The organism is Sorangium sp. So ce693, assembly GCF_051521375.1.
Lineage (GTDB): Bacteria > Myxococcota_A > Polyangia > Polyangiales > Polyangiaceae > Sorangium > Sorangium atrum.
Window position 1 is genome coordinate 5,344,747 of record NZ_CP150347.1, and the last position, 26,843, is coordinate 5,371,589.

21 protein-coding genes are annotated in these 26,843 nt (G+C 71.2%); 6 read left to right on the forward strand and 15 right to left on the reverse strand.

Annotated elements, in window-relative coordinates; all coding sequences use genetic code 11:
- Nucleotides 1–131 precede the first annotated feature (131 nt).
- The 4 genes from WMF14_RS19970 to WMF14_RS19985 are packed head-to-tail and all read right to left on the reverse strand — an operon-like array spanning nucleotide 132 to nucleotide 3,524.
- Entirely contained in the window at nucleotides 132–1,148 is a 1,017-nt protein-coding gene (locus WMF14_RS19970) for a zinc ribbon domain-containing protein (RefSeq protein ID WP_437803101.1), read from the reverse strand.
- Nucleotides 1,145–2,212, reverse strand: a complete 1,068-nt coding sequence (locus WMF14_RS19975; RefSeq protein ID WP_437803103.1) for a hypothetical protein — start codon at nucleotides 2,210–2,212, stop codon at nucleotides 1,145–1,147. The genes WMF14_RS19970 and WMF14_RS19975 overlap by 4 nt, the downstream gene beginning before the upstream one ends.
- Before the next feature lie 21 nt (nucleotides 2,213–2,233).
- Complete coding sequence (locus tag WMF14_RS19980; RefSeq protein ID WP_437803104.1) at nucleotides 2,234–2,395, reverse strand: hypothetical protein; 162 nt, start codon at nucleotides 2,393–2,395, stop codon at nucleotides 2,234–2,236.
- 43 nt (nucleotides 2,396–2,438) lie between these two features.
- Nucleotides 2,439–3,524 (reverse strand): alpha/beta fold hydrolase, encoded by a 1,086-nt coding sequence (locus WMF14_RS19985; protein WP_437803106.1) that lies wholly within the window; start codon nucleotides 3,522–3,524, stop codon nucleotides 2,439–2,441.
- A 1,548-nt stretch (nucleotides 3,525–5,072) separates the two neighbouring features.
- On the opposite strand from WMF14_RS19985, the gene WMF14_RS19990 reads away from it, so the two are divergent.
- From WMF14_RS19990 to WMF14_RS20000, 3 genes are read left to right on the forward strand one after another with little or no spacing between them, the layout of a single operon-like run.
- Complete coding sequence (locus WMF14_RS19990) at nucleotides 5,073–5,552, forward strand: hypothetical protein (protein WP_437803107.1); 480 nt, start codon at nucleotides 5,073–5,075, stop codon at nucleotides 5,550–5,552.
- A complete protein-coding gene (locus WMF14_RS19995; RefSeq protein ID WP_437803109.1) occupies nucleotides 5,549–7,720 on the forward strand; it encodes an ATPase domain-containing protein in 2,172 nt (723 codons plus the stop codon). Before WMF14_RS19990 ends, WMF14_RS19995 begins: the two co-directional genes overlap by 4 nt.
- Before the next feature lie 9 nt (nucleotides 7,721–7,729).
- Entirely contained in the window at nucleotides 7,730–10,447 is a 2,718-nt protein-coding gene (locus WMF14_RS20000) for a sensor histidine kinase (protein ID WP_437803112.1), read from the forward strand.
- On the opposite strand, the gene WMF14_RS20005 is transcribed toward WMF14_RS20000, so the two are convergent.
- On the reverse strand, nucleotides 10,404–10,571 hold the full coding sequence (locus WMF14_RS20005; RefSeq protein ID WP_437803114.1) for a hypothetical protein: 168 nt from the start codon (nucleotides 10,569–10,571) through the stop codon (nucleotides 10,404–10,406). The two genes, WMF14_RS20000 and WMF14_RS20005, sit on opposite strands and share 44 nt — an antisense overlap.
- 59 nt (nucleotides 10,572–10,630) lie before the next feature.
- On the reverse strand, nucleotides 10,631–10,921 hold the full coding sequence (locus tag WMF14_RS20010; RefSeq protein ID WP_437803115.1) for a hypothetical protein: 291 nt from the start codon (nucleotides 10,919–10,921) through the stop codon (nucleotides 10,631–10,633).
- Between the two features lie 853 nt (nucleotides 10,922–11,774).
- On the opposite strand from WMF14_RS20010, the gene WMF14_RS20015 reads away from it, so the two are divergent.
- Nucleotides 11,775–12,122 (forward strand): hypothetical protein, encoded by a 348-nt coding sequence (locus WMF14_RS20015; protein ID WP_437803117.1) that lies wholly within the window; start codon nucleotides 11,775–11,777, stop codon nucleotides 12,120–12,122.
- A gap of 40 nt (nucleotides 12,123–12,162) precedes the next feature.
- Here the strand turns inward: WMF14_RS20015 and WMF14_RS20020 are convergent, their stop codons facing one another.
- From WMF14_RS20020 to WMF14_RS20030, 3 genes are all read right to left on the reverse strand, one after another.
- The gene (locus tag WMF14_RS20020; RefSeq protein WP_437803119.1) at nucleotides 12,163–13,707 is read right to left on the reverse strand and encodes a hypothetical protein; all 1,545 of its coding nucleotides are present in this window, start codon (nucleotides 13,705–13,707) and stop codon (nucleotides 12,163–12,165) included.
- A gap of 47 nt (nucleotides 13,708–13,754) precedes the next feature.
- Nucleotides 13,755–15,323: a hypothetical protein gene (locus tag WMF14_RS20025; RefSeq protein ID WP_437803122.1), complete on the reverse strand. Its 1,569-nt coding sequence runs from the start codon at nucleotides 15,321–15,323 to the stop codon at nucleotides 13,755–13,757.
- Between the two features lie 234 nt (nucleotides 15,324–15,557).
- A complete protein-coding gene (locus WMF14_RS20030) occupies nucleotides 15,558–16,589 on the reverse strand; it encodes an extensin family protein (protein WP_437803124.1) in 1,032 nt (343 codons plus the stop codon).
- Between the two features lie 77 nt (nucleotides 16,590–16,666).
- Here WMF14_RS20030 and WMF14_RS20035 point away from each other — a divergent pair, with 77 nt between their 5' ends.
- Both WMF14_RS20035 and WMF14_RS20040 read left to right on the forward strand, forming a co-directional pair.
- A complete protein-coding gene (locus WMF14_RS20035; RefSeq protein WP_437803126.1) occupies nucleotides 16,667–18,571 on the forward strand; it encodes a M14 family zinc carboxypeptidase in 1,905 nt (634 codons plus the stop codon).
- Between the two features lie 350 nt (nucleotides 18,572–18,921).
- A complete protein-coding gene (locus tag WMF14_RS20040; protein ID WP_437330228.1) occupies nucleotides 18,922–19,530 on the forward strand; it encodes a DUF4360 domain-containing protein in 609 nt (202 codons plus the stop codon).
- A gap of 52 nt (nucleotides 19,531–19,582) precedes the next feature.
- Here the strand turns inward: WMF14_RS20040 and WMF14_RS20045 are convergent, their stop codons facing one another.
- The 6 genes from WMF14_RS20045 to WMF14_RS20070 form a co-directional block, all read right to left on the reverse strand.
- Complete coding sequence (locus WMF14_RS20045; RefSeq protein ID WP_437803128.1) at nucleotides 19,583–20,008, reverse strand: hypothetical protein; 426 nt, start codon at nucleotides 20,006–20,008, stop codon at nucleotides 19,583–19,585.
- 186 nt (nucleotides 20,009–20,194) lie between these two features.
- Nucleotides 20,195–20,794, reverse strand: a complete 600-nt coding sequence (locus WMF14_RS20050; protein ID WP_437330230.1) for an RES family NAD+ phosphorylase — start codon at nucleotides 20,792–20,794, stop codon at nucleotides 20,195–20,197.
- A gap of 152 nt (nucleotides 20,795–20,946) precedes the next feature.
- On the reverse strand, nucleotides 20,947–21,582 hold the full coding sequence (locus WMF14_RS20055) for a hypothetical protein (protein WP_437803130.1): 636 nt from the start codon (nucleotides 21,580–21,582) through the stop codon (nucleotides 20,947–20,949).
- A gap of 183 nt (nucleotides 21,583–21,765) precedes the next feature.
- Complete coding sequence (gene ligD, locus WMF14_RS20060; protein WP_437803132.1) at nucleotides 21,766–23,871, reverse strand: DNA ligase D; 2,106 nt, start codon at nucleotides 23,869–23,871, stop codon at nucleotides 21,766–21,768.
- Nucleotides 23,872–24,438: 567 nt separating this feature from the next.
- Complete coding sequence (locus tag WMF14_RS20065) at nucleotides 24,439–25,362, reverse strand: hypothetical protein (protein ID WP_437803134.1); 924 nt, start codon at nucleotides 25,360–25,362, stop codon at nucleotides 24,439–24,441.
- A 202-nt stretch (nucleotides 25,363–25,564) separates the two neighbouring features.
- Nucleotides 25,565–26,803, reverse strand: a complete 1,239-nt coding sequence (locus WMF14_RS20070) for a hypothetical protein (RefSeq protein WP_437803136.1) — start codon at nucleotides 26,801–26,803, stop codon at nucleotides 25,565–25,567.
- Between the last annotated feature and the right edge of the window lie 40 nt (nucleotides 26,804–26,843).

The following is a 26,843-nucleotide window of genomic DNA, read 5'->3' on the forward strand; positions in this document are numbered from 1 at the left end:
CAGAAGCCGCGGAACAGGGCTCTGCTATGCCGCACCGAGCGTGCGCTAGAGGCATTCCGCCACAGCGGCCGGCGCGGCCTGCCGGGCGCACGGAGCGCCGGAGCCGGGGAGGGGACCGAGGGCGGGCGAGGCTACGCTGCGCGGGCGAGCACGAGCGCCGCGATCACGAGCACGACGAGCGCGAGCGCGCCGGCGACCACCAGCGCCACCTTGCCCCACGCGATCGGCGCCGTGCCTGTGACGTGGCTCGCGTCCTGGCCGTGGACGACGGCGCGGTAGCTGCGCCCCTTGTAGCGGTAGGCGAGCACGTACGACGGCAGCGCCAGCCGGCGGGTCTCGAGCGCGTGCAGGAGCACCGCCACGTGCACGTTGCGGAACGTAGACCCCGGGATGACGCCTCGCTTCAGGGCGTCCTCCGCGCTGGCGGCGATCCGCTCGCTGACGATCTTCCGCGCCGCCGAGCGCTGCGCGTCGAACTGCTCCAGCACCGCGTCGGGCGGGCCGAGCTGCTGCTGTGTCCGGTGCGCGGCGGGCACCGCCAGATCGAGCCGGAAGTACGGCGCGAGCTCCCGGGCCTCGTCGAGCGAGAGCCCGCGCGAGGCGGACAGGAGCAGGTTGCGGAACGGCAGCTGCGTCTGTCCGGCGTGCGGGGCCCAGCTGCTCCGGTGGGCGCCCGCGTTCGAGTCCGCCGTCCAGCTCACCACGGCGTCCGCGCTGACGAGCCAGCCCGCCCACCAGATCGGGCGCAGCCCCTCGACGGTCGCCGCGCGCGAGAGATCCGACGGCCGGAAGAAGCCGAGCGTCGACATCCACTGGCGCAGCGCCTGATCGGCCTGATCGGGGGGCACCCCGAACGGGAGGAGCCAGTCGGCCTGATCGATCGGGTCGACGGGCTGCTCGATCCGCGTGACGGCGCCGCAGAACCGGCACTTCGGCGCCTGGGCCTCGGCCGAGTACGAGACCGCGGCGCCGCACTCGGTGCACCGCAGCACCTGCACCGCCTGCGGGGCCGGGGCGCGGCCCTGCGGCGCGGCGAGGCCGCAGACGGCGCAGCGCAGGTCTCCCGGCTCCAGCGGCCCCTGGCAGCGCGCGCAGCACGGCCCCGTGGCGCTCGTGGTGGCCGAGGCGACGTCCATGCTCACGCTCATCGCGTCCCTCCGGTCGGTGCAGGCCTGCTCCCGCCCGGGCGGACGCCCTCGGTCGGCGCGGGGGCGGCGGCGGGGGCGGGCGGCCGCGCGGCGCCGCGCCGTTCCGCGGGATCGTGGCCCCGGTCGCGCGCCGCGGCGAGGACGAACGGCGCCGCGATCAGCGCGAGCACGAGCACGACGGCGAGGGCGATCTTGATCCAGGAGAGGGGGGCCTTGCCGTGGATCGCGCCGGTCTGGCCGTTGATGAGGACCCGGAAGGGCGGCTTCTGCGGGTCGTGCCGGACGGCGAGCACCCAGAGGGGCACATAGAGCAGCTCGAGCGTCTCGCGGTCGAGGCGCGTCTCGTGCGTCAGGCCGTGGTAGCTGTCCCCGGGCATGAAGCCCGAGAGGTCGCGGCCGATCTTCTCCAGCGCCTCCCGCCGCGCGAGGCCGTAGCACTCGGCCTGGGTCATCGTCGGCTCCTCGGCGATCCAGCCGCTGAGCACCGCGGGCGTGTAGCGCCGCATCGTGCGGAGGTCGAACGGCTCGATCGCCTCGAGCTCGGCGTTCGGGACGGCGCGAGACGCGACGACGAGCACGTCCATGACGTAGGTCGCGTGCTGGCCTTCGAGGTGCCGGTGCTCGGTCCTGGTGACGACGCGCGTCTGGGTGACGCTGTTTCCCTTGTCGTCGGTCGTCGTGTACGTCTCGGTTTCCTGGTAGTCCTCGCCGATCTGCGCCGCGTAGCGCGTCTGCGCCATCGCGGAGTACAGGTAGGCGGGCGTGTAGACGCCGCGGATCGAGTCGACCGTCGCCGTCTTGACGCTGGACTGCGCGAAGAAGCTCCGCTTCCCCAGCCACGCCTTGACCGCGCCCTGCGCGCTCTCCCGGGTCGTTGTGAACCCGAGGACGAAGTGCGGGGACGGCCGATCGTTCGAGGGCGGCCGCTCCACGACCGACGGCGAGGCGCAGTAGGGGCACACAGCGGTCCGCTGGTCCGCTTCGACGCGCAGCGAGGCGCCGCAGGTCTCACATTCGAGTTGCACCGGCGCCCGAGAGAACCGCACCGGGGGGCGCGGCGTCAACAGGGAAGGGGGGAGCGCGGCCTACAATCGCGCCCAGGGCACAACGCCCGCTCCCCCACCATCGGTCACCAACGTGAACGTGGTCGTGGTCGTGGTCGTGGTCGTGGTCGTGGTCGTGGTCGTCAACGGAAAGCCGTGAACGACCACGACCACGACCACGTTCACGACCACGACCGCGTTCACGACCACCGCGTTCGGATGTCGGAGAACGCGGAGCGAGTCTTGGCTAACACGGAACGGGCGGCGGGCGGCTCCCGAGGTCGGCGGGAGATGCCGAGTCGCCGGTGTCCTGCTGCGGTGTCTGCCGGCCCAGCGGTGAGCGCGAGCTCCGCGCCCAGCGCCTGACCGCGGCGTCCGGCCAGGGCTGCCACCGGGGGCTGGCCTGCGGGGCGCGCGCCCCGGCAGCGGACGCCCGCGGCGCGCGCGCCCCGGCGCGCAGGCGCGCGGCAGGCCGCGGCTCGTCGAGGAAGCGGAGGAGATCGGGGGCGAGCTCGCTCACCGCTTCCCGGTGCGGGTAGTGCCCCGCCTTCGCGAAGCGCCGCACGGCCACGCCCTCGAGATAGCGATCGATGTCCGCCGCGTGGCGCGCCGGGATCACCTGATCGCGCTCGCCCCAGTAGACGGCGAGCGGCGGTATCTCCGGGAGCCGAGGAGCGATGTCCATGAGGTGAAGGCGCTGGCCGCGCAGGTCGATCGCGTGGCGGAGCGTGCGCGACAGGGCGCGCGCCGTGCCGGGCCGCGCGTTCATCCGGGCGAGGTGCCTGCGCTCTTCCGCGTTGAAATCGCCGCCGAGCACCAGCACCCCCGCGTGCGTGCCGACGCCCATGAGCACCGGCGCGGCCATCTCGATCAGCCCGGTCACCGCGGCGAGGCGCAGCGGCAGCGCGACCTCCGTCCCGATGCCGCCCGCGGCGACCAGCCCGACGCGGTGGATGCGCCCTGGCCGCTCGGTGGCCACGCACATTGCAATGCTGCCGCCGAACGAGTGCCCCACCAGGTCGAAATCGCCGAGCCGGAGGGCGCGGATCCATTCAGCGACCACGCCCGCATACCACGCGACCGTATAGGGAGCGTCGGGCCGGGCCGAGTCGCCATGGCCGGGCAGGTCGAGCGCGACGACCCGGCGCCCTGCCGCCGCGAGCGCGGGGGCGAGGCGGTTCCACGTCCTACAGCTATCGGACAGGCCGTGCACCAGGACCACGGGACGCTGGCCCTCGCCGCCGTTCCGGGAGGGGCTCCACTCTTGCCAGTGGACCTCGCCAGCAGAAAGCACGCGAACATGGCTGCGACACGTGACCGACATGTTCTTCATCAAGAGTTCGCACGAAGTGCCGCATCTGTCCAGATTGCACATCTGACATGGGGAGCTCGGGGAAGGGGGTGCGCCGCGAAGCGAGGTTCGCGTCCAGTGTGGGTTTTGCAGCACCGGCGTACGCCGTGGTGGGCGCATCCGAGTGGTCCCCGGAGGCCGCCACTCCTGCCTCCGCCCTGGCTCGGCGTGCCCTTGCCGCAGTCGGCCGCTTTGTCATCCCGCCTCGGTGATGCGCCCGATGCCCTGGCGGGCCGCCCCACTGGCGCACAGACAGGATTCGTATCCATACGGGCATCATGCCCCAGGAGTGGCCGAATCAAGATCATGCGATTTGCCAGCCTGCGCCCCCAGGCTGCGCATCGTAGCGAGAGGCGCGATGGCAATTCGTGGCTGCATTGTGTTCGCGCTCATTGCCGGTGTCGCTGGCGCCTTCATTGGACGTGCCGCTCCGCGCGACGCGCCAAGCGCACAGGCGGCCGCCCAGGTGCGGCTGCTCATCGACGCCGCCGTGGCTGGGGAATCCTAGCTACCGTGGCCGGCCCAGCTATCACGCGTTGCCGAGTCGGCGACCACGATGGTCCGCTCGCCGATGGCGTGCCGGACGGCGGCCTCCGAGGCGGAGGCGAGCGCCCCGGAGCGGCGATCGACGCGGCGGTGTGCGCGCCCGCGAGGAGCGTCTCGGTGTCGCCGCCGTCGAACGGGTAGCAAGGCCAGCCCGCCGCGCTCCTCGGGGCCAACCTCGCGCTCGACCGCCGCGGCAGCGCCCCTCGTCCCAGAGGACCGGGCAAGAAGCGGAGTTCCATGCAGCGCTCGACCGTCTCCCGTGCCTGAATCGGGACAAGGCGCCACCACCGGGCGATAACGAGAGACGTGGGGCCGCCACTGTGCCAGCCTGAACCCCGCGGTGTCAGGCCGCGCAGGGGCGAGCCGCGGCGGGCGTGGAGCGCGAACAGGCTCGCTCCGCGAGCCCTCCCGCAGCGGCATCGCGATGGACCGAGCGGCCCTCACCCTCGCGAACTGCACGAGATCACCGAGATGCGAGACCTCGATAGAAATGCACCGGATGCGCGGGCGATGCTGCGCGAGGCGGCTGACGCGGCGACCTCCGCGCGCCGCGCCGTCCGTCACGTCCTCGAGGAGCTCGAATCCATCATCGCGCTCCGCGCCTCCGCCGGAAGCGCGCAGGACATCCATCGCGTGCGGAAGCTGGTCGACGATCTCCGCGCCGCGCGGAGGTCGGCGGGCATCTCGTTGCGCGCGGCGCAGCGCACCGCGGACGACGCGCTCCACGCCCTCGGCGGGGAGTCGCCCGGCGATCGAGCGCGGACTCGAACCCGCGACCGCGCCGAGCTGAAGGGCCGGCACAGCTCGCACCGTCGACGGATCGGGCGAGCGTCCCGAGCGCAAACGCCGCGACCGTCCGGCCTGAAGCGCGAGCGCCATGGCGGCGCTGCCCGCCCGCGACGGCCTGATCGAGCGCGCGATGCGGCACCGGCATGAACATGCCCCTCCCCGGCGCCCGGCGACCGTTGAGGCGACGTAGCGCCCATGCATGACGCGAACGAGCACGGCGCCTGCGTGGACGCCTGGATGGAGCGGGCAGCTCAGGGCGCGCCGCCCGACCGCCTCGTCCGGCTCTTCGAACGAGCGTTCAACGCCCTGTGGCGGCGCGCCCACGTCACCCTCGGGGAGGTCACGCTCGGCGCCATCGTGGATCGCGTGCTCTACTATGCCTCCGAACGATCCCCGGTCCTCTCGTCGCTCAGAATGGAGTCGGCCGGGATCTACTGCGTGGAGCTCCAGGAGCGCGCCGGGGGCGTGCATCGCGACCAGATCGAGGAGGGGCTCCGGTTCATCCTGGTGGAGTTCCTCACGGTCCTCGGAAACCTGACCGCGGAGATCCTCACGCCGGCGCTCCACGCGGAGCTCTCGAAGGTCGCGCAGGAGGAGGCGGGCGGGATCGAGAGAGCGTCGGAGAGCGCGCCCGGGATCTCCGAGGGCGAGGACGGCGAGGAAGTGGAGCCATGACGAAGAAGACGGCCATCGCGCGCATCGAGACGGGGGTGCGAAACCTGGATGCGCTGTTCGGGGGGGGGCTGCCGAAGGGGTCGATCGTCGTCGTCGCCGGCCCGCCGGGAGCGGGCAAGACGATCCTCACCCAGCAGATCTGCTTCCACAACGCCTCGGCCAGGACCCGGGTCCTCTACTTCAGCACGCTCTCGGAGCCGACCGCGAAGACGTTGCGCTACCTGAATCAATTCGACTTCTTCGACGCCGGGAAGGTCGACGGGGGAATCCAGTTCGTCGACCTCGGCGCCATCCTGCGGACGAAGGGACTCGACGGCGCCTCCAGGCTCGTCATGGATCACGTCAAGAAGGTCAAGCCGTCCATGGTCGTCATCGACAGCTTCAAGGTCTTCGACGACCTCGCCAAGTCCAGGGAAGAGCTCCGGAAGTTCGGCTACGAGCTCGCGATCAACCTCATGGCGTGGGAGGCCACCACCTTCTTCCTCGGAGAGTTCGGGCAGAGCGACATCGAGACCAACCCGCTGTTCTCGATCGTCGACGGGCTGATCATGGTCAACCAGCGCCAGGAGTCCGGCGAGCAGCGGCGGGTCATCCAGATCGTCAAGATGCGCGGCACCGACCACAGCCGCGAGGAGCACTCGTTCGCCATCACGCGGGCCGGCATCGACGTGTTCGCGCCCCGCCTCACCATCCACCGGGCGGCCGTCGAGGGCAAGGAGCCGCGCCTCAGGACCGGCATCTCGAGGCTCGACGAGCTCCTCGGCGACGGGATCCCACGTGGCTCCAGCCTCCTCATCGCCGGCGTGGCGGGGACCGGCAAGACGGTGCTCTCGCTCGAGTTCATCTACCGCGGCGCGAAGGCCGGCGAGAAGGGGATCTTCTTCTCCTTCGAGGAGAGCGAGGCGCGGCTGCGCGCCACCGCCCGTGGCCTCGGCTGGGACCTCGACGCCGAGATCGAGCGCGGGATGGTCGAGATCGTCTTCATCCCGCAGCCCGACATCCTGGTGGAGGGGCACCTGCTCATGCTGAGCGAGCGGATCCTCGGCATGAAGGCGCGGCGCGTGGTCGTCGATTCGGTCTCGGTCTTCCTGCACAAGGTCAAGGACCCGCAGATAGACCGAGAGAAGATCTTCCAGCTCGCCAGCATCATCCACAACGCGCAGGCGGTCGGCTTCCTCGCCACCGACATCCCCTACGGCACCAACCAGATCAGCCGCTTCGGCGTCGAGGAGACCGTGGTCGACGGGGTCATCCTCCTCTCCTCGACGGAGGAAGGGCTCGAGCGCCAGCGCTACATCGAGATCTACAAGCTCAGGAACACCGCCCACCTCAGGGGCCGGCACAGCGTCCTCATCGGCCCGGGCGGGATCATCGTCTATCCCCGGTACAACGCGGAGGCGGCGTTCGCCGAGCCGCCGCCCCCCCTGGACACGGCGCGGCGCCTGCCCTCCGGGGTGCCCGGGCTCGACGGGCTGCTCGGCGGAGGGCTGCTCGAGCGCAGCGTCACCCTCCTCTCCGGGAGCGCGGGCATCGGGAAGAGCACCCTGTCGATGCAGTTCCTCCTCGAAGGCTGCCGCCGCGAAGAGCCGGGGCTCTACGTCGCCCTCGAGGAGGGGCCCGCACAGCTCATCAGGACCGCCGAGGCGCTTGGGCTGCCGCTCCACGAGGCGACCGAGAAGGGGCTCGCCGAGGTCATCTATCTCTCGCGGGAGCGCGTCCGCCCGAGCCAGTTCCTCTCGCTCCTGACCGACAAGATCCGCACGCAGAAGACGCGTCGATTCGTCCTCGACAGCGTGAGCCACCTCGCGACCGAGGGCATCGCGGAGGACGAGCTGCGGCAGCTCCTCTACGCGCTGATCACGAGGTTCAAGGCGCTCGGCGTGACCACCCTGCTCACGCTCGAATCGAGCGTGATGTACTCCAGCGAGACCGTCACCGATCGCAGGTTCTCTCCCGTGGCCGACAACCTCGTCGTGCTCCGGTACACGCCCCTGCCGGGCGAGATCAGGCCGACCCTCATGGTCGTGAAGACGCGCGGCAGCGAGCACGATTTCGGCGCCTACCACTTCACCGTGGGGAAGGGCGGCGCCCGGATCGGGCGGCGCGCTGACCTGGGTGCCCCGCTGGAGGCGAAGGACATCGAGGGCCGGAGGCGAACGAAGAAATAGGGGGCGGAGATGAGCACCGGCCGCCGGACGAAGGAGCCGCCGAGAGCGCACCAGAAAGAGGCGAGGAGCGACGACGCGCGCGGCCGCGAGGGTCCGGCCGCCGGAGGCCTCGATCGCGCGTACCCTCGCGTCCTGTACCTCTACGAGATCAGCAAGCAGCTCACGCGCTTCGAGGGCGCCGAGCGGACCGTCCCGTCGATCCTCGCGACCCTCGCGCGGGCGCTCCCCCTCCGCACCGCGCTCGTCCTCCTGGAGGTCCCGGGTCGCCCCGGGGTCAAGACCATCGCCTGGAGCGCCGAGGGTGTCGGCGCCGATCGACTCCGGGCAGCGAGGTCCCACGCCGCGACCTCGTACGCTTACCTCACCGGATCGGAGGCCGCGCGGCCTGACGACCTGGACGGCGAGCCGACCGCGACGAGCGCGCCCTCCGGACAGCCTGCCGCGGCCCCGCGGGCAGAGGCAGAGGGGCGCGGGTGCTTCCTCGTCCTCCCTCTCGTCATCGACCGCCAGCCGATCTTCGGCGCTCTCCAGATCGAGGGCGCCGCCCGTCTGGAGGAGCCGGATCTCGTGTTCATGAACGCGGTGGTCAACCAGCTCGCGATCGCGCTCGATCGCCAGGCGGTCATCGACGCCAAGCAGGCGGCCGCGGAGGCGGCGCGAGCAGCGGCCCAGCGCAGGCAGGCCGAATCCGACGAGCAGCGGGCCCTCGCCGAGGCGCTGCGGCAGCGCTACGAGGCGCTGGTGGACAACCTCGCTCGAGCGTTCGTCTGGGAGGCCGACGCGCGCACGCTCCAGGTCCTCTACGTGAGCGCGCAGGCCGAGGAGCTCCTCGGCTATCCGCGCGCGCGGTGGCTCGCGGAGCCCGACTTCTGGAGCCGCTGCGCCGAGCCGGACGATCGCGGCGAGCTCGAGCAGGCGCTCCGGAGGACGCTGGCCGCCGAGCGGGACCAGCGCTGCGAGCATCGCTGTCGGACGGCGGACGGTCGCGTGCTCTGGCTCCACACCGGCACGCACCTGGTGATGGACAGCGCCGGCGCGCCTCGGGTTCAAGGCGTCTCGATGGACGTCACCCCCGCGAAGGAAGTGGAGGCGAGGGTCTGCGAGCAGCTCGAGTTCACGCGGGCGGTGACCGGCAGCATCGGCGAGGGCGTGCTCGCGATGGACCGCGAAGGGCGGATCACCTTCTTCAACCCGGCGGCCGAGCGCTTGCTCGGCTGGACGACGGAGGAGGTCGTGGGGCGGCGCGTCCAGGAGGTCGTCCAGATTCGACGCGCGGATGGGACGTCCGTACCCGACGAGGATCACCCCGCGCTGCGGGCGATCCACACGGGCGAGCCGGTCCGGAGCGACGAGGACGTGGTTTCACGCCGGGACCGAGCGGCCTTGCACGTCAGCTGCACGTTCGCCCCCCTGCAGCGAGCGGGGCAGGTCTCGGGGGCGGTGCTCGTCTTCCGGGACATCATGGAGGTGAAGCGAGCCGAGCAGGTGCAACGATTGTTCGCGGAGGTCAGCGCGGTCCTCGCCTCCTCGCTCGACTACGCGGAGACGGTCTCCACGGTGGCGCGCCTGTCGGTGCACGCCCTCGCCGATCTCTACTTCGTCGACCTCGTCGACGAGAAGGGCCGTGTCGAGCGCCTCGAGCCGACGTCCGCCGATCCCGCGAAGCAACGGCTGGCCGAGCGGATGGGGGATTTCGCCCAACGGCCGGGCTGGGAGACGCCGCAGGCGAGGGTGCTGCGGACCGGCGAGCCGCTCCTCATCCCTGAAATCACCGAGTCTGCCGTGGGGGCCGCCGCCCACGATCCGGGCTATCGAGGGTTCCTCCGCGCAGGAGGCTCGGGAGCGGTGATGGTGGTGCCGCTCGTGGCCCGCGGGCGGACGATCGGCACGCTCACGTTCGTGACGGCGGAGCCGAGCCGCCGCTACTCCGCCGCCGATCTGGCGGTGGCCGAAGAGGTGGCGCGCCGGGCCGCCATGGCCGTGGAGCATGCGCGCCTGTACCAGCACGCGCAGCGCGCCATTCGCACGCGGGACGATTTCCTCGCCATCGTCTCTCACGACCTCAAGAACCCGTTGAGCTCCATCTTGACGGCCGCGGCTCTCCTCATGCGGACATTGCCGGCCGACGAGCAGGGAACGCACGACAGGAGGAAGGCCGAGGTCATTCTCCTCGCTGCGCAGCGGATGCTCCGGATCATCGGTGATCTGCTCGACGTCGCCGCCATCGAGGCGGGTCGGCTGTCGATGGAGAAGCGGAGGCACGCCGCGGGCGCGCTCGTCCACGACGCGATCGAGATGGAGCGGGCGCTGGCGACGCAGAAGCACCTGGTGCTCGAGGGCGAGATCCGCGGCGGAGGCGGCTTCGACGTGCTCTGCGATCGCGAGAGGGTCCTCCAGGTCTTCGCGAACCTGATCGGCAACGCGATCAAGTTCACCGCGGAGGGAGGGGCCATCACGGTCCGAGCGGAGCCGCGCGGCGACGAGGCGCTCTTCTCCGTGACGGACACGGGGGTGGGGATCCGCGCCGACGAGCTCCCTCACATCTTCGATCGTTTCTGGCAGGTGGGGGAGACCGCGCGCCTGGGGACCGGGCTGGGGCTGACCATCGCGAAGGGCTTCGTGGAGGCCCTCGGCGGGAGGATCTGGGCGGAGAGTCAGCTCGGCGCTGGCGCCACGTTGTTCTTCACGCTCCCCCTCGCCCGGCCGGAGGGAGCCGCTGCCGGGTGACCCAGCTCGCGATCGGCGAGGAGATGGCCGCGAGCGCGACGCCGAACAGCACCGGCACGAAGAACGGCTCCGCGTAGCGCAGCCTCACGATGACAACGACCGTCGCCGCCGCGACCACGACCATCTGAGCTCGACGCAACGGGAAGGGGTGGCGCAGCGTCGGCGGGGGCGCGCGGCGCGGCGTCAGCTGGGAGGGGTGGCGCGGCATCCGACGCCCATGAGCATCGGCGCGGCCATCTCGATCAGCCCTGTGACCGCGGCGAGGCGCAGCGGCAGCGCGACCTCGGTCCCGATGCCGCCCGCGGCGACCAGCCCGACGCGGTGGATGCGCCCTGGCCGCTCGGTGGCCACGCACATTGCAATGCTGCCGCCGAACGAGTGCCCCACCAGGTCGAAATCGCCGAGCCGGAGGGCACGGATCCATTCACATGGCTGCGACACGTGACCGACATGTTCTTCATCAAGAGTTCGCACGAAGTGCCGCGTCTGTCCGGATTGCACGGCTGAGATGGGGAGCCCGGGGGAGGGGGCGCCGCGAAGCGTGCTTCGCGTCCAGTGTGGATTTTGCAGCGCCGGCGTATGCCGTGCTGGGACGTGGATCGGACCACTGCCAGGCATCCGCCCTGACCCGCATGCCCCTGTTGCCCTTTGTCGCTTTGTCGCCTCGGTGATGCGCCCGAGAGAGACCTTGGCCGGCCGCCCTAACTGGTGCACGGACAGAATTTGTACGCCTGATTACCCATTGACGCCACGCTCGACTGAGAAGAGTCTCGCCGCGCCGGGGAGCAGTGCAATTCGTCAGCGAACCTGCGGCGAGCCGCGGGGCATGAGCTTAACGTCGGACCAATTTTCCGACTGGAGGCGATATGAAGGCCAGTGTAGTTCTGATATCTGGCTTCGTTGCTGCGTGCAACTACGACATGGGTGAGTGCTACCTTCGGGATGGTCGTGGTGAGGGCGTCGGCGCAGGCATCATCACCCCGAGTGGCGCCGGAGGCTTCGGAGATGCGCCACCGGATCCGCAAGACGAGATGGATCCTTCCGAGTGCAGCGAAGCCGTTGAGGCGGCAGCCCAGGTGAATTGCTCGTCCCCCGGCAGCCATGCGTGCGTAGACCAGTGCGAGGCGATCGGCGCCTACTGCGTTCATCACGCTTCGCATCCTTATAGCCCCAGTAGCGGAATTGGCGATCTGTACTGGTGCAAGGGTGGCAAACCCACGTGGACATGCTCTTATCAGTATTCGAACGGAGACAACTGTACCGTCATCAATCCGATTGGAACCTGGCTCTGTCGATATCAGTTTGAGAAGTAGGGGACGGGCGAATCATGCGTGATCGGCAAGTGGCGCAGGCGCTCTCTGATGGGCTTAACTGTCTCTCCGCGATCGTGGAGTCGCTCGACGTCGGTGCGTCGGCATCCGAGCTCCCGAGGAGTGAATGGTCAGGGACTCTGTGCGCGATGGGAGACGCCTTCGATGCGATTCTATCCAGAGAGGTGGCGACGACGCTGGTCGTGCGGCAGGCTGACTGTGACTCCGTCCGAAGGTTGCTCGGCTTGGTGCTGGAGTGGACGACTACGCACCAGCCTCCACAAGAGCTGCGGACGATGATCGAGTCTATTTTGAAGATCTTCGATCGTCGCGGCACCGAATCTGCTCCTGGTACGCAGAAGTGACGAGGCGCCCGCCAGCGTAGGAGCTGGCCCGCACCACGGCCTACTCAGGGAAACGCAGCGTCTCCACGGCGACGCCAGCCTCTCCCGTCGTCATGGTGCCGTCATGGCTCCAGCTCGTGCCTCCTCGACCCGGCACGCCCAGCTCGAAGGTGACCCCTTCCAGCGTGAGCTGTTCCTCGTCGAGGTAGGCGATCCCGATCACGTCGCCGCCGCGCCCGGGGCCGCCGTAGCCGCCGTCGCCGCCATCACCGCCGCGGCCCCCCTCGCAGGCCCGCGCTCCATCGCGGCCGTCGCCGCCCGGCGCGCCTCGTCCAGGTTTGCCACCTTGCTGCGGCGGCCCTCCGTGGCCTCCCCGCCCGCCGGCGGGCGCCTTGATGACGCTGTCCCGGACCGTCACCCTGGCGTGCAGCACAGCGAGGCCGATCGACGGCGAGCCGTTCCCGCCGCCTCGACCCCCTCGGCCGCCACAACCGCCAGCGCCTCCAGAGCCGCCGCTGGCCCCTCCCTTGTCCGCCGCCGTGCACACGGCGAGCCCGCCGCGCCGGCCGCCGCCCCCGCCTCCACCCTGGCCCGGCGTGCCCCTGCCGCCGTCCGTCCCCTTGTCGCCCTCCCATCCCGTCTCGGTGAGGCGCCCGATGCCCTGGCCGGCCGCCCCCACCGTTCCCGGGGACCCGGAGAGCCCGGACCGGCCGTTCTCGCAGACGCTGTCCTCGCGCTCCGCGTCGCCGCCGAGGCCTGAGTACGGGTCGGACGCCGGCACCGGGTCACCGGTGTCCCCGTCCTCAGCCCGCGCGGGAAGCCCATCACCGCCTTTGCCACCGGTGCTCGACGTTCCGTCGTCACACGGGTTCGTCACCGCCGCGCCCCCGGGGATCGCCGCGGCGGAACACCCGTCCTCACCGAACAGGCCATCGGGGCCGGCCGCCGCTCGGCTCGGCCGCCACTCTTCCCCGTCGTGGCCCGCCCTGCCGACGTAGAGCGCCTTGATCTCGCTATGGACGATCTCCACCTCGGTGTTGGACTGAACGAGCACCCCGATTTGGACCCCGCTCTGGACCCACACGTGATCGAGCGTCGAGACCCCGTCCGCGGCCCCCGTGTCGCCGGGGCGTGCCGGCTCGACGATCACCGCGATCCGCGCATCCACCTCGGAATTGATGCGGCCGCTGTCGTCCCTGCTCCGGCGCCGCCATTCGAGGAAGTCGAAGCCGGCATGGATGTCCACGCCGGAAGGAAGCCTGATCGCCCCCACGAAGGTATCGGCGGGCATGAACACGCGACCGCGCGCGGTGCGAGCGAGCTCGATCGCCCGCTGGACCGAGCGAACCGGCCGGTCCTTCGTGCCGGGGTTCGCGTCGTTTCCGCCGAGGATGTCGATGTTGACGAACACCCCGCAGCCGTCCATGGCGCGATCCGCGGCGAGCTCCTCGAGGCACGCCGACTCCGGGACGGCATCGCCCGGACAGGCGGACGGAGCGTCGCACGGCGGTGCGCCGCCCGGCTCGTTCACCTCCGGCGGGTTCCCGCAACCGGCCATGGCGAGCGGCAGGACGACGAACGGAAGGAACAGGGACTTCACGCGCATGGGCATTCCTCACCGGAAGCGTCCCGTGGGACGCACGCTCTCCAAGGCTAACGGGGCAGCTCGCTCGGCCCGCTGAACGCCTGGGTCCCCGCCGAAGGACCGGAACCGCCTTTGCCTGCCTCATCGTCCGCGGGGGCGTTCCCCGCGAGGCCGCCCTCGCCAGCCGGTCCGACCGTGATCAAGGTGCCGGGCCGGAGGGCCAGGTTGGGGACCACGTAGGCGATGCCGACGGACGGGCCGCCGAGCCCGCCGCCGGCGTCGCCCCCGCGGCCGCCGGTGCCGCCGCTGCCGCCATGGCAGGCGTTCCACATCCCGGCCACGAACCCCTTGCCACCGTACCCGCCGTGTTTGCCGAAGCCGCCCGGCTGGCCCGTTCCGCCGGTCCCCCCGTTCCCGCCGCGGCCCGTGAACACGTCGGTGGCCTCGAGCGTGAGCTCCGTGCCCTCGAGCGCCACGATGCCGATGCTCGCGCCGCCGTAGCCGCCGCCCTTGCCGCCCAGGCCACCGCAGCCGCCGCCGCCCCCCGAGCCGCCGGCCGCCCCGGTCTGGGGTCGGGAGGCCGGGCACACGGGGGGACTCGCGCCGTCGCGCGACTTGCTTCCGCCCCCGCCGCCCCCGGCCTGGCCGACGCCGCCCCGGTCCCCGTCGTCACCGCGGACGCCGATCCACCCATCGTCGGTGAGATAGCCCATGCCGGCCGCTCCGCCGGCGCGGCCACGGTCCGCGCCGGGCGCGCCATCTGTCCCGTCGCTGCACGCCATGCTGCCGGCGCCGGCTCCTCCGAGGCCCTTGCCCTCGGGGTTCGGTGCGGGCTCGGGCTGCCCCGAAGCGCCGTCGCCGCCCTGCTCGATCCCGCCGTCGCCCCCGTACCCGCCCGTCGACTCGATGCCCTCGCCGCACGCGGTCACGACCGGGAGGGCGCCCGTCGCGGCGCCCTCCGTGCAGGCGTCCGCCCCGTCGTTCCCGAACTGCCCGCTCTGCGCGCGGGCGCTCGACGCGTCCTCGCCGGGCTCCCCGTCCTTGCCGTTGCCCGCGATGACCACGCTCGAGACCAGCTTCACCCTGGCGCCGTAGCTCAGGATCACCGCGATCGACGACCTGCCGTCGATCGCCGAGGCGTCCGCCGCGACGACGCGCACGCCGGAGATCGTCGACGTGGCGTCCTCTCCCTCGATGACGCGCAGCGGGACGCCCCCGGGCGGCGCGATGGTCGTCCGCTGAGCGGGCCCGCCGAACGACCAATCGCCGCCCTCGCAGCGTCGGCCGCCCCAGAGATCGACGCCCGAGGGGAGGGAGATCGTCTCCTCGAACACCTCGCCGCAAGCGTACACGCGCCGGGTCGGTGCCTCGCCGCCGCCTCGCCTGGTCGCGGCCATCCCGACCGCGCGCTGGAGCGTCTTCACCGGCGCGTCCTTCGTGCCGGGATGGTTGTCGTCGCCGTGCTCGCTGACGAACACCCCGCACTCGTCGAGTGCCGGCGCCGTGCCGGGCTCTCCCTCGCACGGTCCGGGCGGCGGCTCCGGATCCGGAGCGCACGTGCGCGTCTCCCAGCAGGCATCGGAGTACGTGCACGCGGTCGATGTGGTTGCGCACCACGCGCAGAGCGCAACAGCCACAACGGACGCTCCTCTTGTGGCTTTGTTCCCGTCCGTCATTCCGCATGCACGGTAGTTGCGCCAGCCGCGCGGCGTCAACCAGCAGGAACGGTATCAAGGATGCATTTGCCCGTGGAAAATGTCTCTCGATAACGCAATGCGGCCGGCTGGTCAGCGGTATGTGCGGGCCTTTCGCTTCCGGCGGGCGCTCGATCCGTCCACTGCAGCGGAGCGACACGGCGCCGTGACGCGCGCTCACTCCAGCAGGAAGTAGCGTGCGTCTCGCTTGATATCGAAATGGAAGTGGTTCGCGTGCGCCTCGTTCGCGTTGGGCGTGAGGACGACGTTGAACAGCCCGCTCGTGGAAATGGAACAGAGGATCTCCCGCAGCTCGAGCGCGTGGGGAGTGGGCGCCTTCGGCTCCGATCCGGGGCCGCACGGCGGCGCGCCGATGGCGCCGAGCCAGTCGGCCTTCACGTCGAGCCGAGTCCCGTCGGCCTTCACGAAGGCAGCCACGTCGATGGCGAGCCCCAGGGCGTGCTGGTTGGGGCGCCCCGGCGCCGCCGCCGGCTTCTTCGCGGCGCGCTCACCCGGCTTCGCCGCTTTGCCGGCGCCCTTCGGGGTCTTCTTGCCTGCCGGCGGCTTCGCGGGCGCCTTCGTCGGCGCGACAGCGCCGGCTGGAGCGGGCCGGTGCATGCTGAAGTGCACCACCTCGGCGACCCCGCGCGTCGCGAGGAAGGCGGCGAGATCGTCGAGCGCGAGGACCAGCCGGCAATCGGCGATGTCGAACGGGGAGGCCGACCTGGGCTTCGCCACGCCGTCGCCGCGGAAGGTGACCCCGTGCAGCGCGCCGGTGATCCTGATCGGCCGGTCGACGAGCGGGGCGCCGCGCGCCGGGGCGTGCGGGATCCCGCGGCGCCTCACCTCCCTGTCGCACGCGTCCGCCGAGAGCCCTCCGTACGTGGCCGCGCGGGACGAGGCGGACCACGCGGGCAGCTCGAACCGCGCGCCGACCGCGTCCCCGCCGCCATCCGCGACGCCGGCCCCGCCGCCATCCGCCAGCGAGCGGGCCTCGCCGCCTTCCAGGCTCGCCCCTGCGTCCGAGAGCGCCGTCGCCACGCCGGCGGACCCGGACGTCGCCGCTGCTGGATCCCCGGCCTGCGCATCGACCCGCTCCGCCTGGGCGCGGCGCAGAGAGGCAATGCCGAGCGGGGTCAGCAGCGCACCGCCGAGGAGCACCGCCCCGAGGGCCAGCGCACGGCGAGAGCGGGAAGGGAGCGCGCTCATCCTCGGCGCAGCTTACCTCCCTCCGGCGTGAGGGAGCACGCCTTGCCGCTCTCCACGGAATTTGCTCGACTCCCGCGATGTCTCACCCCCGCGCCGCGCTCCTTCATCACACCGCCGCCCTCGGGATCGCGCTGGCCGCGCTGCTCGCGCCCCGCCAGGCCCCGGCGCGCGGCGCGCCGGCCGGCGGCGGGCCAGCGCCGTCTGCGCGCCCCCAAGCGCCCTCGCTCGTCACCGAGGCAGAGCGGACCGGCTTCCGGCGCACGGGTCGTTATGCCGAGGTCGAGCGGCTATGCCGCGCCTTCGAGGAGGCCTATCCGGGCCGCGCCCGCTGCGTCCGTTTCGGCACGACGCCCGAGGGCAGGCCCATGCTCGCCATCGCCGCCTCCGACGACGGCACGCTCGACCCTGCGGCGGCGCGGGCGAAGCGGCGCCCGGTGATCCTGTTCCAGGGCGGCATCCACGCCGGGGAGATCGACGGCAAGGACGGCGGCTTCTGGGCGCTCCGCGAGCTGCTCGACGGCGCGACGGCGCCCGGCGCCCTCGCGGCGGCCACGGCGGTGTTCGTGCCGGTGTTCAACGTCGACGGCCACGAGCGGTTCCGCCGAAACCAGCGGCCCAACCAGCGCGGCCCCGAGGAGATGGGCTTTCGCGTCACCGCGCAGAACCTCAACCTGAACCGCGATTACATGAAGGCCGAGGCGCCCGAGATGCGGGCGATGCTGGCGCTCCTCGACGCCTGGGATCCGGTGGTCCAGGTCGACCTGCACACGACGGACGGCGCGAAGTTCCAGCACGACATCGCGGTGGTCGTGGAGCCCTCGGTGCCTCACCCCGGCGGGCTCGACGCCGTGGCGCGCACCCTCTCGGGGGAGCTCCAGGCGCGCCTCACGGCGCTCGGTCATCTGCCGCTCCCGTTCTATCCGGCCTTCCGGGAGGACGACGATCCCTCGTCGGGGATCTCCACCGAGCCGGGGCCGCCGCGCTTCTCGCAGTCCTACAGCGCTGCCCGCAACCGCATCGGCGTGCTCGTCGAGACGCACAGCTGGGCCACCCACGCCGAGCGCGTGCGCGCGGTCCACGACCTCCTCGCGGCGCTCTTCGAGCGCGTCTCCTCCGGTTCCGGCGCGGGCGCGCTCCAGGCCGCGGCCGAGCGCGCGGACGCCGCGAGCGCGCGCCTCGCCGGCGCCCCGTTCGCCCTCACGCACCGCGCGGGGCCGGTCTCGCGCATCTTCCCGTTCCGCGGCTTCGCTTACGAGAAGCGCGCCTCGGAGATCTCGGGCGGCACGTGGACCCGCTACGACGAGTCTCGCCCGGAGATCTGGCGCGTGCCGCTGTTCGACCGCATCCAGCCGGACCTGACGGTCACCGCGCCCGGAGCCGGCTACGTCATCCCGGCGGCGTACGCGGCCTGGGTCGCCGACAAGCTGCGCCTGCACGGCGTGCGTTACCAGATCCTCCCCGAGGCTCGCCCCGGCCTCGCCGTCGAGGCGTTCCGGGCCGACTCGGTGACGTTCGAGCGGTCCTTCGAGGGTCGGACGCCCGTGGAGCTCCAGGGCGCCTTCCGGCCGGAGCGGCAGGATCTTCCGGCCGGCTCCCTGTTCGTTCCCATCGCGCAGCCGCGGGCGCCGATCGTCCTGCACCTCCTCGAGCCGCTCGCGCCCGACTCCCTCGTCGCCTGGGGCTTCTTCAACGCCTCCTTCGAGCGCAAGGAGTACATGGAGGCCTACGTCGCCGAGGAGGAGGCGCGCCGCATGCTCGCCGCGGATCCGGCGCTGCGCGTCGAGTTCGATGCGCGCCTGCGCGATCCTGCGTTTGCGAAGGACGCGAAGGCTCGTCTCGATTTCTTCTACAAGCGTCATCCATCCTGGGACGAGCGCGTGAATCTCGTCCCGGTGTTCCGCGTCGCCGCGCCACCGCTCCCGGGGCCGCCCTCCGACGGCGCAAAGCGAGGAGGGCCGTCCCCCTCCGCCGCGCCGTCGTGAAGCGGCAGCCTGGATGATCGGGATTCTTCAGCGAGGGCGCGACGGCGCGAGCTCCGGAGACGCGCCGGGGCCACGAGACTCCGTCACAGGCCTCTCCTTCGTTTCGTCTGCTTCGCCTGCACTCCGGCTCTGGTCGAGTGTCCGTGAGCCCCACAGGCCTCACATCATTCGTTGGATTCCGGCCAGTCTGCGGCGCCGCGCCGGACGAGGGGGCCCCGCTCGAGTTGCGCGGAGCGCGCCGCGATCGCATGCTCGTCACGACATGTCGGCCGGCGTGCGACAGCGGTGACGCGCGCGCCGGCGACGACGCACGGCGATGTGATGTCGCCTGACGGCGAAAGGGGGGGACGATGTTCCTGCGATGGGCGTTCGGCTTTTGTTCGGCGTTTTTCTTCGCTTTTCCTGCGCTGGCGCAGAATACGCGGATCGCGAACTTCACCTATGCTGGCAGCGGCTGCCCTGTCGGCTCCGCTGCGGGGGTGATCTCGCCCGATCAGAAGGCGTTGACCGTCATCTTCGACCAGTTCGAGGCGCACACCGGCCCGGGCATCGGCCGCGCCGCGAACCGCGCTTTCTGCCAGCTGGCCGTGGATCTGCGGTTCGATCCGGGGTGGCAAGTCGCGGTCTTCGACGCCACGTACCGGGGGTTCGCCGACCTGGAGGCAGGCGTCCAGGGGCTCCACGAGACATCGTATTACTTCTCGGGGTCGCCGCTCACCTCGGGGCCGCTCACCTGGAGCATGATCGGGCCGTTCACGAACAACTTCTCGCGCACGGACACCTTCACGACCTCGGTCTGGTCCGAGTGCGGCACCGTGCGGCCGCTCAACATCAAGACGAGCCTCTATGTCACGAACCGGCTTGCGCCGTCGAGCTCCGGGGTGTTGACCAACGACACGACCGACGTCCAGGTCCGCATCGAGTACGGCCTCATGTTCCGGCCCTGTCCCGGCCCCTGAGGTCGGCAGGGCGCCCGGCGAGCCTGGCGCGGCGGTGCCACGCCGGGCTCGCTCACGCCGTCAGGCAGCCGGCCGACGACCCTTGCATCGGCACGATGGCCATGATCTCCCCGGTGTCCCCGAAGATCAGGAGCCGCGCGACGATGGCCTCCTTGCCTGTGCCGCACAGGGGCAGGAGCGCGAGCCGGACCGCTGGCCCGTTGCCCCCCTCGAACTTGAGGGCGAGCAGCTGTTTCTCGTCGCACTCCTCGAGCAGCTCCACGTCCGCCTCGATCAGGACCGGCGCCACCCGCGTGCACGCCTTGGCCTCGCCGAAGCTGTCCACGGTGCAGCGGTTGGGATCGAGCGAGATACAGACCCGAGGCGAGCCCTGTCCGCCCACCGTGGTGATCTGGATCTGATGAACCGCAATGCCCTTCTGGAGCGGGATGGGCTCCACGAGATAGCCTGTTTCCAGCCGCAGATTCTTGATTTTCATCGGACCCCCGCTTCTCGTCCGTGCGTCCCGCGGTTTCCCGCTATCGCGGCGCCGCGGCGGCGCGCCTGCTTCCAGGAGAAGCACCGGTTGTGCCGGCGCGCGCGCGCGGAGCCCGCACGCGCGCCCTGCTCCGCCATCGCGCTCGGCGGAGCGCCGTAAGCCGCCGCGCCGCCCGCTCGTCGAGGCTCAGACGAGCCCGAACTTGTACGTATCAAGGAGCCTGGCGAGGAGCGCGGCGTTCGCCGGATCCACGAGGGAGCCGAGCCGGGTCACCTCGAGCTCCGCGCTGACGCGCTCGAAGAGGGCGGCGCAGATGCGGGTCGGATCGTGGCGCGCGGCGTACGCGATGCCGTCGGGTCGCCTCGGGTGGTCATGGATGGCGCGCGCCCAGCGGTTGGCGGCCCGATAGGACTCCCCCGACGTGAGGCGGGCGTCGGCCCCGAGGCGCGCGAGCCCCGCTCCCGTGAGGTTCACGAGCCGCAGCGGCCGCCGCGGCGCGATGCGCGCGAGCCCCCGCGCGGCGAGCTCGCTCTGCTCCACGAAGCGCACGCCGGTCGCGTGGCCGAACACCTCGATGAAGGCGCAGCGCGCGTCCTTGCCGGCGTACAGCACGCCGAACTCGCCGTCCGGCGCGTCGAAGCGATTGTCGCCCGAGCGACCGAAGTGCATCGGATCGCGCGTGAGCCAGTGGATCCGGAACCAGCTCCTCCGGAAGATCGCGATGGGGAGCGGCGACGCCGCGAGATCGAGGGGCGGGTCCGGATGGGCCTCGAGCGTTGTCTTCATGGCGACTCTGTTCCGCACGGACGAGCGACAGGACGGTCGACGCGCTCGACGTCCCGCACGTGCTCCGAACCCGCGTGTCCCGCGTTCTTTGCGCGGAGCGCATTCGCCCGGATCCCTGGCGAGCGCGACGCCCTCGTCATCGCGGCGCGTTCTCAGGCCGCGCCTTGCTCACCGAAGGTGCGCGCGGCGAGCCGCACGGGGTCCAGCTCGCCGCGGCGGAGCCAGTCGAGCGGCCGCTCGCCGTCGAGGCGGAGGTTGCCAGAGAGGAAGAAACGGATCTTCGCCAGCGGGGGGTGCTCTTCGAGGAGGGCCAGGATCTCCTCCATTCCCGGGAGCGGGCCCTCGTCCGCGAACTGCCATGCGGGGTAGAGGTGGCCACGACCGCCGATGCTGACGGCCAGCAGCCTTCCGGCGGCGCGCTGCGCTTCGATCACCTGGGGCGAGAGGTGGAGCCCCTCGCCGACCTCCTCGACCGTCAGCGTACCCCCTTCGGCCGCGAGGAGCGCGTCCCTCGCCTGCAGGCCCCGGAGGCGGGCCGGCGTGAGCGGATCCGCAGCAGAAAAGAGGCCGACGGTGCTCGGCTGCGTGAGCGCTGTCACCAGGGCGTCCGCGTTGCTTGGCGACGCGGCCACCTCGCCAAGCTCGCTCTGATCGAGCCGCTCCGCGACCTGGGTGAGCGCGTCGATGCCGCGCGCCAGGAACTCGACCCGCAGCGGCTCACCGTCGAACTGGTGGAGTCGCTCTGCAATTTCCGCCAGTGCGCTGGAGTCTCGATCTTTATTCGCCATGGCCGACCCAGGGGACGATGCAGCGCACGCGCAGCGCCGTCAACCAAGCGCACGCCGCCTTTCTGCGTGATTACGACCATGCTGAACGGAACGTCAGTGAAAACCATTCCCGGTATCGCTGGTGTCGTTCTTCTTCGGTGAGCTCACCGGCTCCTGAGTTTGTCGGGGGCGTCGGGAAGAGGGTCAGAGCCCGATCTGTTTCAGCATCGCGCTGGTGATCGACTGGCGCACGCTCGTGAGCTCCGCCCACGGATCGCGGATCGTGGCGAGGCGCTGCGGCACGGTCTCGATGGTGAACGAGGCGGGATCGAGCGGCGCGTCGAGCTCGTCCCACGCGAGCGGGGTCGCGACGGCCGCGCCGGGGCGCGCCCGCGTCGAGTAGGGCGCCACCGCGGTGGCGCCGCGCCCGTTCCGCAGGTAGTCGACGAAGACCTTGCCGGTGCGCTTCGCCTTCGACATCGTCGCGGTGTACCTCGCCGGATCAAGGCGCACGAGCGCGTCGGCCACGGCCTTCGTGAACGCCTTCACCTCGTCCCAGCCCCTGCGTGGCGCTATCGGGACCACGACGTGGAGGCCTTTGCCGCCGGTCGTCTTGACGAAGCTCTGTAACCCCAGCGACGAAAGGAGGCGCCGCGCCGTCCTCGCGGCGTCCGCCACGCGCTCCCACGGGAGATCCGGCGCTGGATCGAGGTCGAACACCATCCTGTCGGGCTGCTCGATCCGGTCCACGCGGCTCCCCCAGAGGTGCACCTCGAGCGCCCCCATCTGGACCAGCGACACGAGCCCTTCGGTGGTCTCGATATAGAGATAGGTGCGCTCGCCGTCGTCCTCCTCGACGGCCATCCGCTGGATCGCCTCGGACAGCCCCTCGGCCTCGTGCCTTTGAAAGAAGCACGGCTTGCCCTGGCCCGCGGGGCAGCGGACCAGCGTGAGCAGCCGCTTCTCGGCGTGGGGCAGCATGTGCTCGGCGATCTGTTCGTAATACCGGGCCAGAGCGAGCTTCGTGATCCCCTGCGCGGGATAGAGCACCTTGTCGGGGTTCGTCAGCGGCACCCCGGCGACATCGACCCGCTCTGCGCCGCGGCTCCGGCCCCCGCGCGGGGCCTTGCCCGCCGTCGTGCTCGCGGTCCTCCTCGGCGCCGCGCCGGCCGCTCTGGTTGGCGCCGCATCGGCCGCTCTGGCTGGCGCCGCATCCGCGGCTCGGTTCGGCGTCGCGCCCGCCGCCTCGCCGGGCGGCGGCTGTTCGCGCTCGACGGTGACCGACTCCGGGGTGCGGTCCTCGCGGAGCCCTTCGAAGGAGGGGTGTCGCAGCCGTCCGTCGCGCGTCCACTCGGAAAAGCGGACCTCCGCGACGAGCCTGGGCTCGATCCAGTGCGCGCCCCGCATGCGCGGCGCCCCTGAACACGCCGGCGTGGAGCGTACGATCGACTCGAGGCGGCTGCGCAGGGTCGTCAGCGTCTTGCTCGTGAAGCCCGTGCCGACCTTGCCGGCGTAGGCGAGCTTGCCTGATCTGTTCACGCCGACCAGGATCGCCCCCAGCCCTTTCCGGGCGCCGGACGGCTCGGTGAAGCCGACGATCACGAACTCCTGGCGCCGGCCGCACTTCACCTTGAGCCAGCTGTCGCCGCGCCCGCTCCGGTAGGGAGCCTCCGGGCGCTTCGCGATGACGCCCTCGATCCCGAGCTCGCACGCGTGCTGGACGACGGCCGAGCCGTCCTCCGCGACGTGCTCTGTGTAGCGGAGCGTCCCTTCCTCGGGCGCTTCTGCGAGCAGCGCCTTGAGCGCCCGCTTGCGGGTGAGCTGTGTACACCCGCGGAGATCGCGGCCGTCGAGGTAGAGCAGGTCGAAGGCGAAGTACATCAGGCGCCCCTCGCGGCTGCCATTTCCGTCGCTGAGCGCGTTCTGGAGGGCCTGGAAGTCGGTCACGCCGTCCGGCCTCACAACGACGATCTCGCCGTCCAGCACGGCCTCCCGCGCAGGCAGCTGGGCGAGGTCGTCGCGCACGCCCGCGAACCGCTCGGTCCAGTCCTGGCCGCGGCGGGTCAGGAGCGTCACGCGACCCCCGCTGAGCTTCGCGAGCATGCGGTAGCCATCGAGCTTGACCTCGTAGAGCCACCCCTCGCCCGGGGGTGGCTCGGTGACGAGCGTCGCGAGCTGGAGCTCGATCTCTCCCGGGAACGGCCCCTTCCGGGCGCCTTCGAGCGCATCCGCGTAGGTCAGCGTCGGGCGCGGGATCGCCGCGGTCGTGTCCGCCTCTCCCGTCGCCGCGGACGAGCGCTGGATGTCCACGTCGACCGCTGTTCCGCCGCGTTTGCGGCGGGCGGTGAGGGTTGCTGGTCGCACCGCTTGAGTCCGCCGCGCGGTGCCCTGCGCTTTCCTTTGTCCGGCTATCATGATGCCACCGTCTCTTTTGGTGGAAAAAGCAATTCCGATACCGCAATGGCATCGTCGTCTGCCGGTGGTTTCCCGCTCCCAGGCCGTGGCGCATCCGGCTGAGCTCGGCACGCGCGCCCCAGCCTGCGGCGATCTGCCACGCACGCATCCTCACCCCTGGCGGGCCAACCGCAGCTCTGCGCAGCGGAAGCTCCTCGGATCCCGGGTGCACAGGCTCCCGCGCAACATCCGAGTTTCCACGCCTGCCACGGCGTCTGAAATGAACAGGTGCGCAGGACCGCAGCAGTAGCTTTAGATCAAGGAAGGACGGACTCGAGGAAATCGGCGATAGAACGCGCGCGGCGACGATGGTGCTACGCGTTATCGCCGCTGTGATCGTTGGATGGTCGTTCCGGACAGCGTGGACGGGTCAAGCGCTGCCGTAAGGGCGAGCGACAGGGGTACGCCCGGTGCCGGACCGAGCTACTGCAGTGCCTCGGAGAGGCTCGTCGCGGTGATGGCCTGGTCATGCCACCGCTCCAGGGTCGCCAGCTCGACGCACGCCTCGATGCGAGCGTCGTCCAACGGGCTCAGCGCGAGCTGCCGGCGAGCGAGCACACGTCGCAGGGCGGCCCGGGCCTCGGCCAGACGTCCCTTGCCGACGCCCCTCTCGATGCCCTTCTCGATGAGCCGCTCCTGGACCTGCGGGCTCGCTTCGAGAAGCACCTCGAGGATGCGCTGCCGCCGGGCTTCCACCTCCGGGTCCTCGGCCTTGCCGAACCTCCACAGGAGCTCCTCTCGGGTCGTCGCTGACATCGCCAGGTACTCTAGCATGGCCAGCACCCACTCGATGGGCCGACGTCCGGCTACCCACCGGCCGAACTCGTCGAGGGCTCGCCCGGAACGGGCGACCAGGAACGCTATCAGCTCGTCACGGAGGGGGAGCTCGTTCGCTGCGACCCACAGCACCCAGTGCCCGAGCGGCTCCACGCGGTAGCAGCCGGGCGCGAACCGCGTGGGCGCGTACACCCGTTGCAGCCACTCCGGCACGTGCGGAGCGACCAGCCAGAGCGGCTCGTGGCCCACCCAGGGCGGCGCCTCCTCCTCCTGCTCGACCCGCTGCAACTGCCTCGCCTGCCGCCGCAAGAGGGCTCGCTCTATCGCCCTCCGATCCACATGATCCCCGGCGAGCTTCAGCTCGACCATCACCTCTTCGTGACCACGCGCCTCGGGCCAAGGCGCTGTCAGCTCCACTAGGAGAGCCGGGCGGTGGATCAGGAGCAGGCCATCACACTGCACCTTCTCGAGGCGGATCTCCGGTGGGTCCTGCCAGGTGATGGCACCTCCAGTGAGGCGCTCCGTCTCTTCGGCGAACGTTCGTTTGGCGAACAGGTCCGGTTGACCCATCGCGCTGCGCGGTAGCAGAGGACGATCGCTGGAGCCAGGGCCAATCGCAGATCAGCGCGATCTGATGGCCGCCTTTCTCACCAGCACTCGCTACTCCATACGCCCAAGGCCGCTCCGTGACGAATTCTTAAATGAAGACGCCCCGGTCTCCGTAATACGCGTCTCCGTACCGACAGCTCGCGCGCCCCCGGCACGCGAACCGTCATTGCGCGGGCGGCTCGCTCCAGTAGCGCACCAGATCAGGCAGGGCGGTCTCCGCCATGCGGGTGAGGTGCCTCACGTGATCTGGCTTCTGGGTGCCCGGATAGCCGCGGACGTGGAACGCGCCCCTGTGCGCCTCGGACAGGGGGGCGAACCGGAGCTTCGCCTCGCTCGCCTCCCCGGTCAGGTCGTAGATCGCCTGCTCGTCCGCGCCCGGGCCCCGGGTGCGCTGCGCGCCCGTGAGCTTGAGGAGGGCGTCCGTGCTCTCGTGGGTGCCGGCGTAATCGCCGTTCGGGGTGATCTCCGAATGGGTGATCGACATCAGCTTCTTGCCCTCGGCCGCGAGCTCGGCGAAGCGGCTGAACGGCTTGAGGCGCTCCATGTCCAGGCTGTGGTCGAGCGGCATGTAGCCGGTGTGAATGCCATCCAGGAGAAGCACGGCGTCCACCTTGTCGGTGAACCCCGGCTGGTTCAGGAGCCCGCGAACCGCGCCGTACCCGGCGCTGAACGCCGAGAGCGCGACGCGCCGGAGGCGGGCGCCGCGCAGTCCGCGCGCCTCGAGCGCCACCTGCGCCTTCGCCATCAACGCCGGCAGATAGGAGCGGATCGAGAACTGGGTCTCGTACGCCCCGGAGCTGATACCCAGATTGATGATCATGACAACCGCGTTGAGCCGGGCGCGATCGAAACCCGCCTGCACAACGTCGTTGACCCCATGGAAGTGGATCACCAGATCGTATGCCCCATCCGCCGACGCGAAGGCCGCGGGGATGGTGATGATCCCGTCGGGGATGGGGATCACCGCCGTTCGATCGAGCGTCGCGTCGGCGCGATCGGCGGCAGCGAGGGCCGGCGCCTCCGTCGCTGGCGTCGCCTGGAGCGGCGCGGCCGCTTCGGCTTTCGCCTCGACCCGCGCCGCCACCCCCGTCGACCGCAGGACGGCCGCGGCGGCCGCGGCAGGCTGGAGCGCCGAGCCCGCGCGGAGATCGAAGCCAGCCGCGCCGAGCTGCATCGAGACGAGCGCGCCCACCACCGCCGCGAAGCCCAGACCGGCACCCGCGCTCAAGGCGATCAGGCGCGACGTGGAACGCTGCGTCGGAGATGCCATGACCGGAGCCGGCGATTCGAACGGCATCGCCATGCCCCCAATCGACGCCGGCGGACGACGGAAAATTAAAGTGGGCTCGTCATCGTCATGCGGCAGTTGGACCTCCGCGCAAGGGGGCTCAGCGGGGAACATGTCAGCGATGATGCGAGGCCTATGCCACTCATGGCAAGAG

Excerpts from the sequence above, each read along its gene's own strand:
- WMF14_RS19970 (WP_437803101.1), bottom strand. The coding sequence starts at position 1,148 with ATGAGCGTGAGCATGGACGTCGCCTCGGCCACCACGAGCGCCACGGGG.
- WMF14_RS19985 (WP_437803106.1), bottom strand. The coding sequence starts at position 3,524 with ATGAAGAACATGTCGGTCACGTGTCGCAGCCATGTTCGCGTGCTTTCT.
- WMF14_RS19990 (WP_437803107.1), top strand. The coding sequence starts at position 5,073 with ATGCATGACGCGAACGAGCACGGCGCCTGCGTGGACGCCTGGATGGAG.
- WMF14_RS19995 (WP_437803109.1), top strand. The coding sequence starts at position 5,549 with ATGACGAAGAAGACGGCCATCGCGCGCATCGAGACGGGGGTGCGAAAC.
- WMF14_RS20000 (WP_437803112.1), top strand. The coding sequence starts at position 7,730 with ATGAGCACCGGCCGCCGGACGAAGGAGCCGCCGAGAGCGCACCAGAAA.
- WMF14_RS20005 (WP_437803114.1), bottom strand. The coding sequence starts at position 10,571 with ATGGTCGTGGTCGCGGCGGCGACGGTCGTTGTCATCGTGAGGCTGCGC.
- WMF14_RS20015 (WP_437803117.1), top strand. The coding sequence starts at position 11,775 with ATGCGTGATCGGCAAGTGGCGCAGGCGCTCTCTGATGGGCTTAACTGT.
- WMF14_RS20020 (WP_437803119.1), bottom strand. The coding sequence starts at position 13,707 with ATGCGCGTGAAGTCCCTGTTCCTTCCGTTCGTCGTCCTGCCGCTCGCC.
- WMF14_RS20030 (WP_437803124.1), bottom strand. The coding sequence starts at position 16,589 with ATGAGCGCGCTCCCTTCCCGCTCTCGCCGTGCGCTGGCCCTCGGGGCG.
- WMF14_RS20035 (WP_437803126.1), top strand. The coding sequence starts at position 16,667 with ATGTCTCACCCCCGCGCCGCGCTCCTTCATCACACCGCCGCCCTCGGG.
- WMF14_RS20040 (WP_437330228.1), top strand. The coding sequence starts at position 18,922 with ATGTTCCTGCGATGGGCGTTCGGCTTTTGTTCGGCGTTTTTCTTCGCT.
- WMF14_RS20045 (WP_437803128.1), bottom strand. The coding sequence starts at position 20,008 with ATGAAAATCAAGAATCTGCGGCTGGAAACAGGCTATCTCGTGGAGCCC.
- WMF14_RS20050 (WP_437330230.1), bottom strand. The coding sequence starts at position 20,794 with ATGAAGACAACGCTCGAGGCCCATCCGGACCCGCCCCTCGATCTCGCG.
- WMF14_RS20055 (WP_437803130.1), bottom strand. The coding sequence starts at position 21,582 with ATGGCGAATAAAGATCGAGACTCCAGCGCACTGGCGGAAATTGCAGAG.
- WMF14_RS20065 (WP_437803134.1), bottom strand. The coding sequence starts at position 25,362 with ATGGGTCAACCGGACCTGTTCGCCAAACGAACGTTCGCCGAAGAGACG.
- WMF14_RS20070 (WP_437803136.1), bottom strand. The coding sequence starts at position 26,803 with ATGTTCCCCGCTGAGCCCCCTTGCGCGGAGGTCCAACTGCCGCATGAC.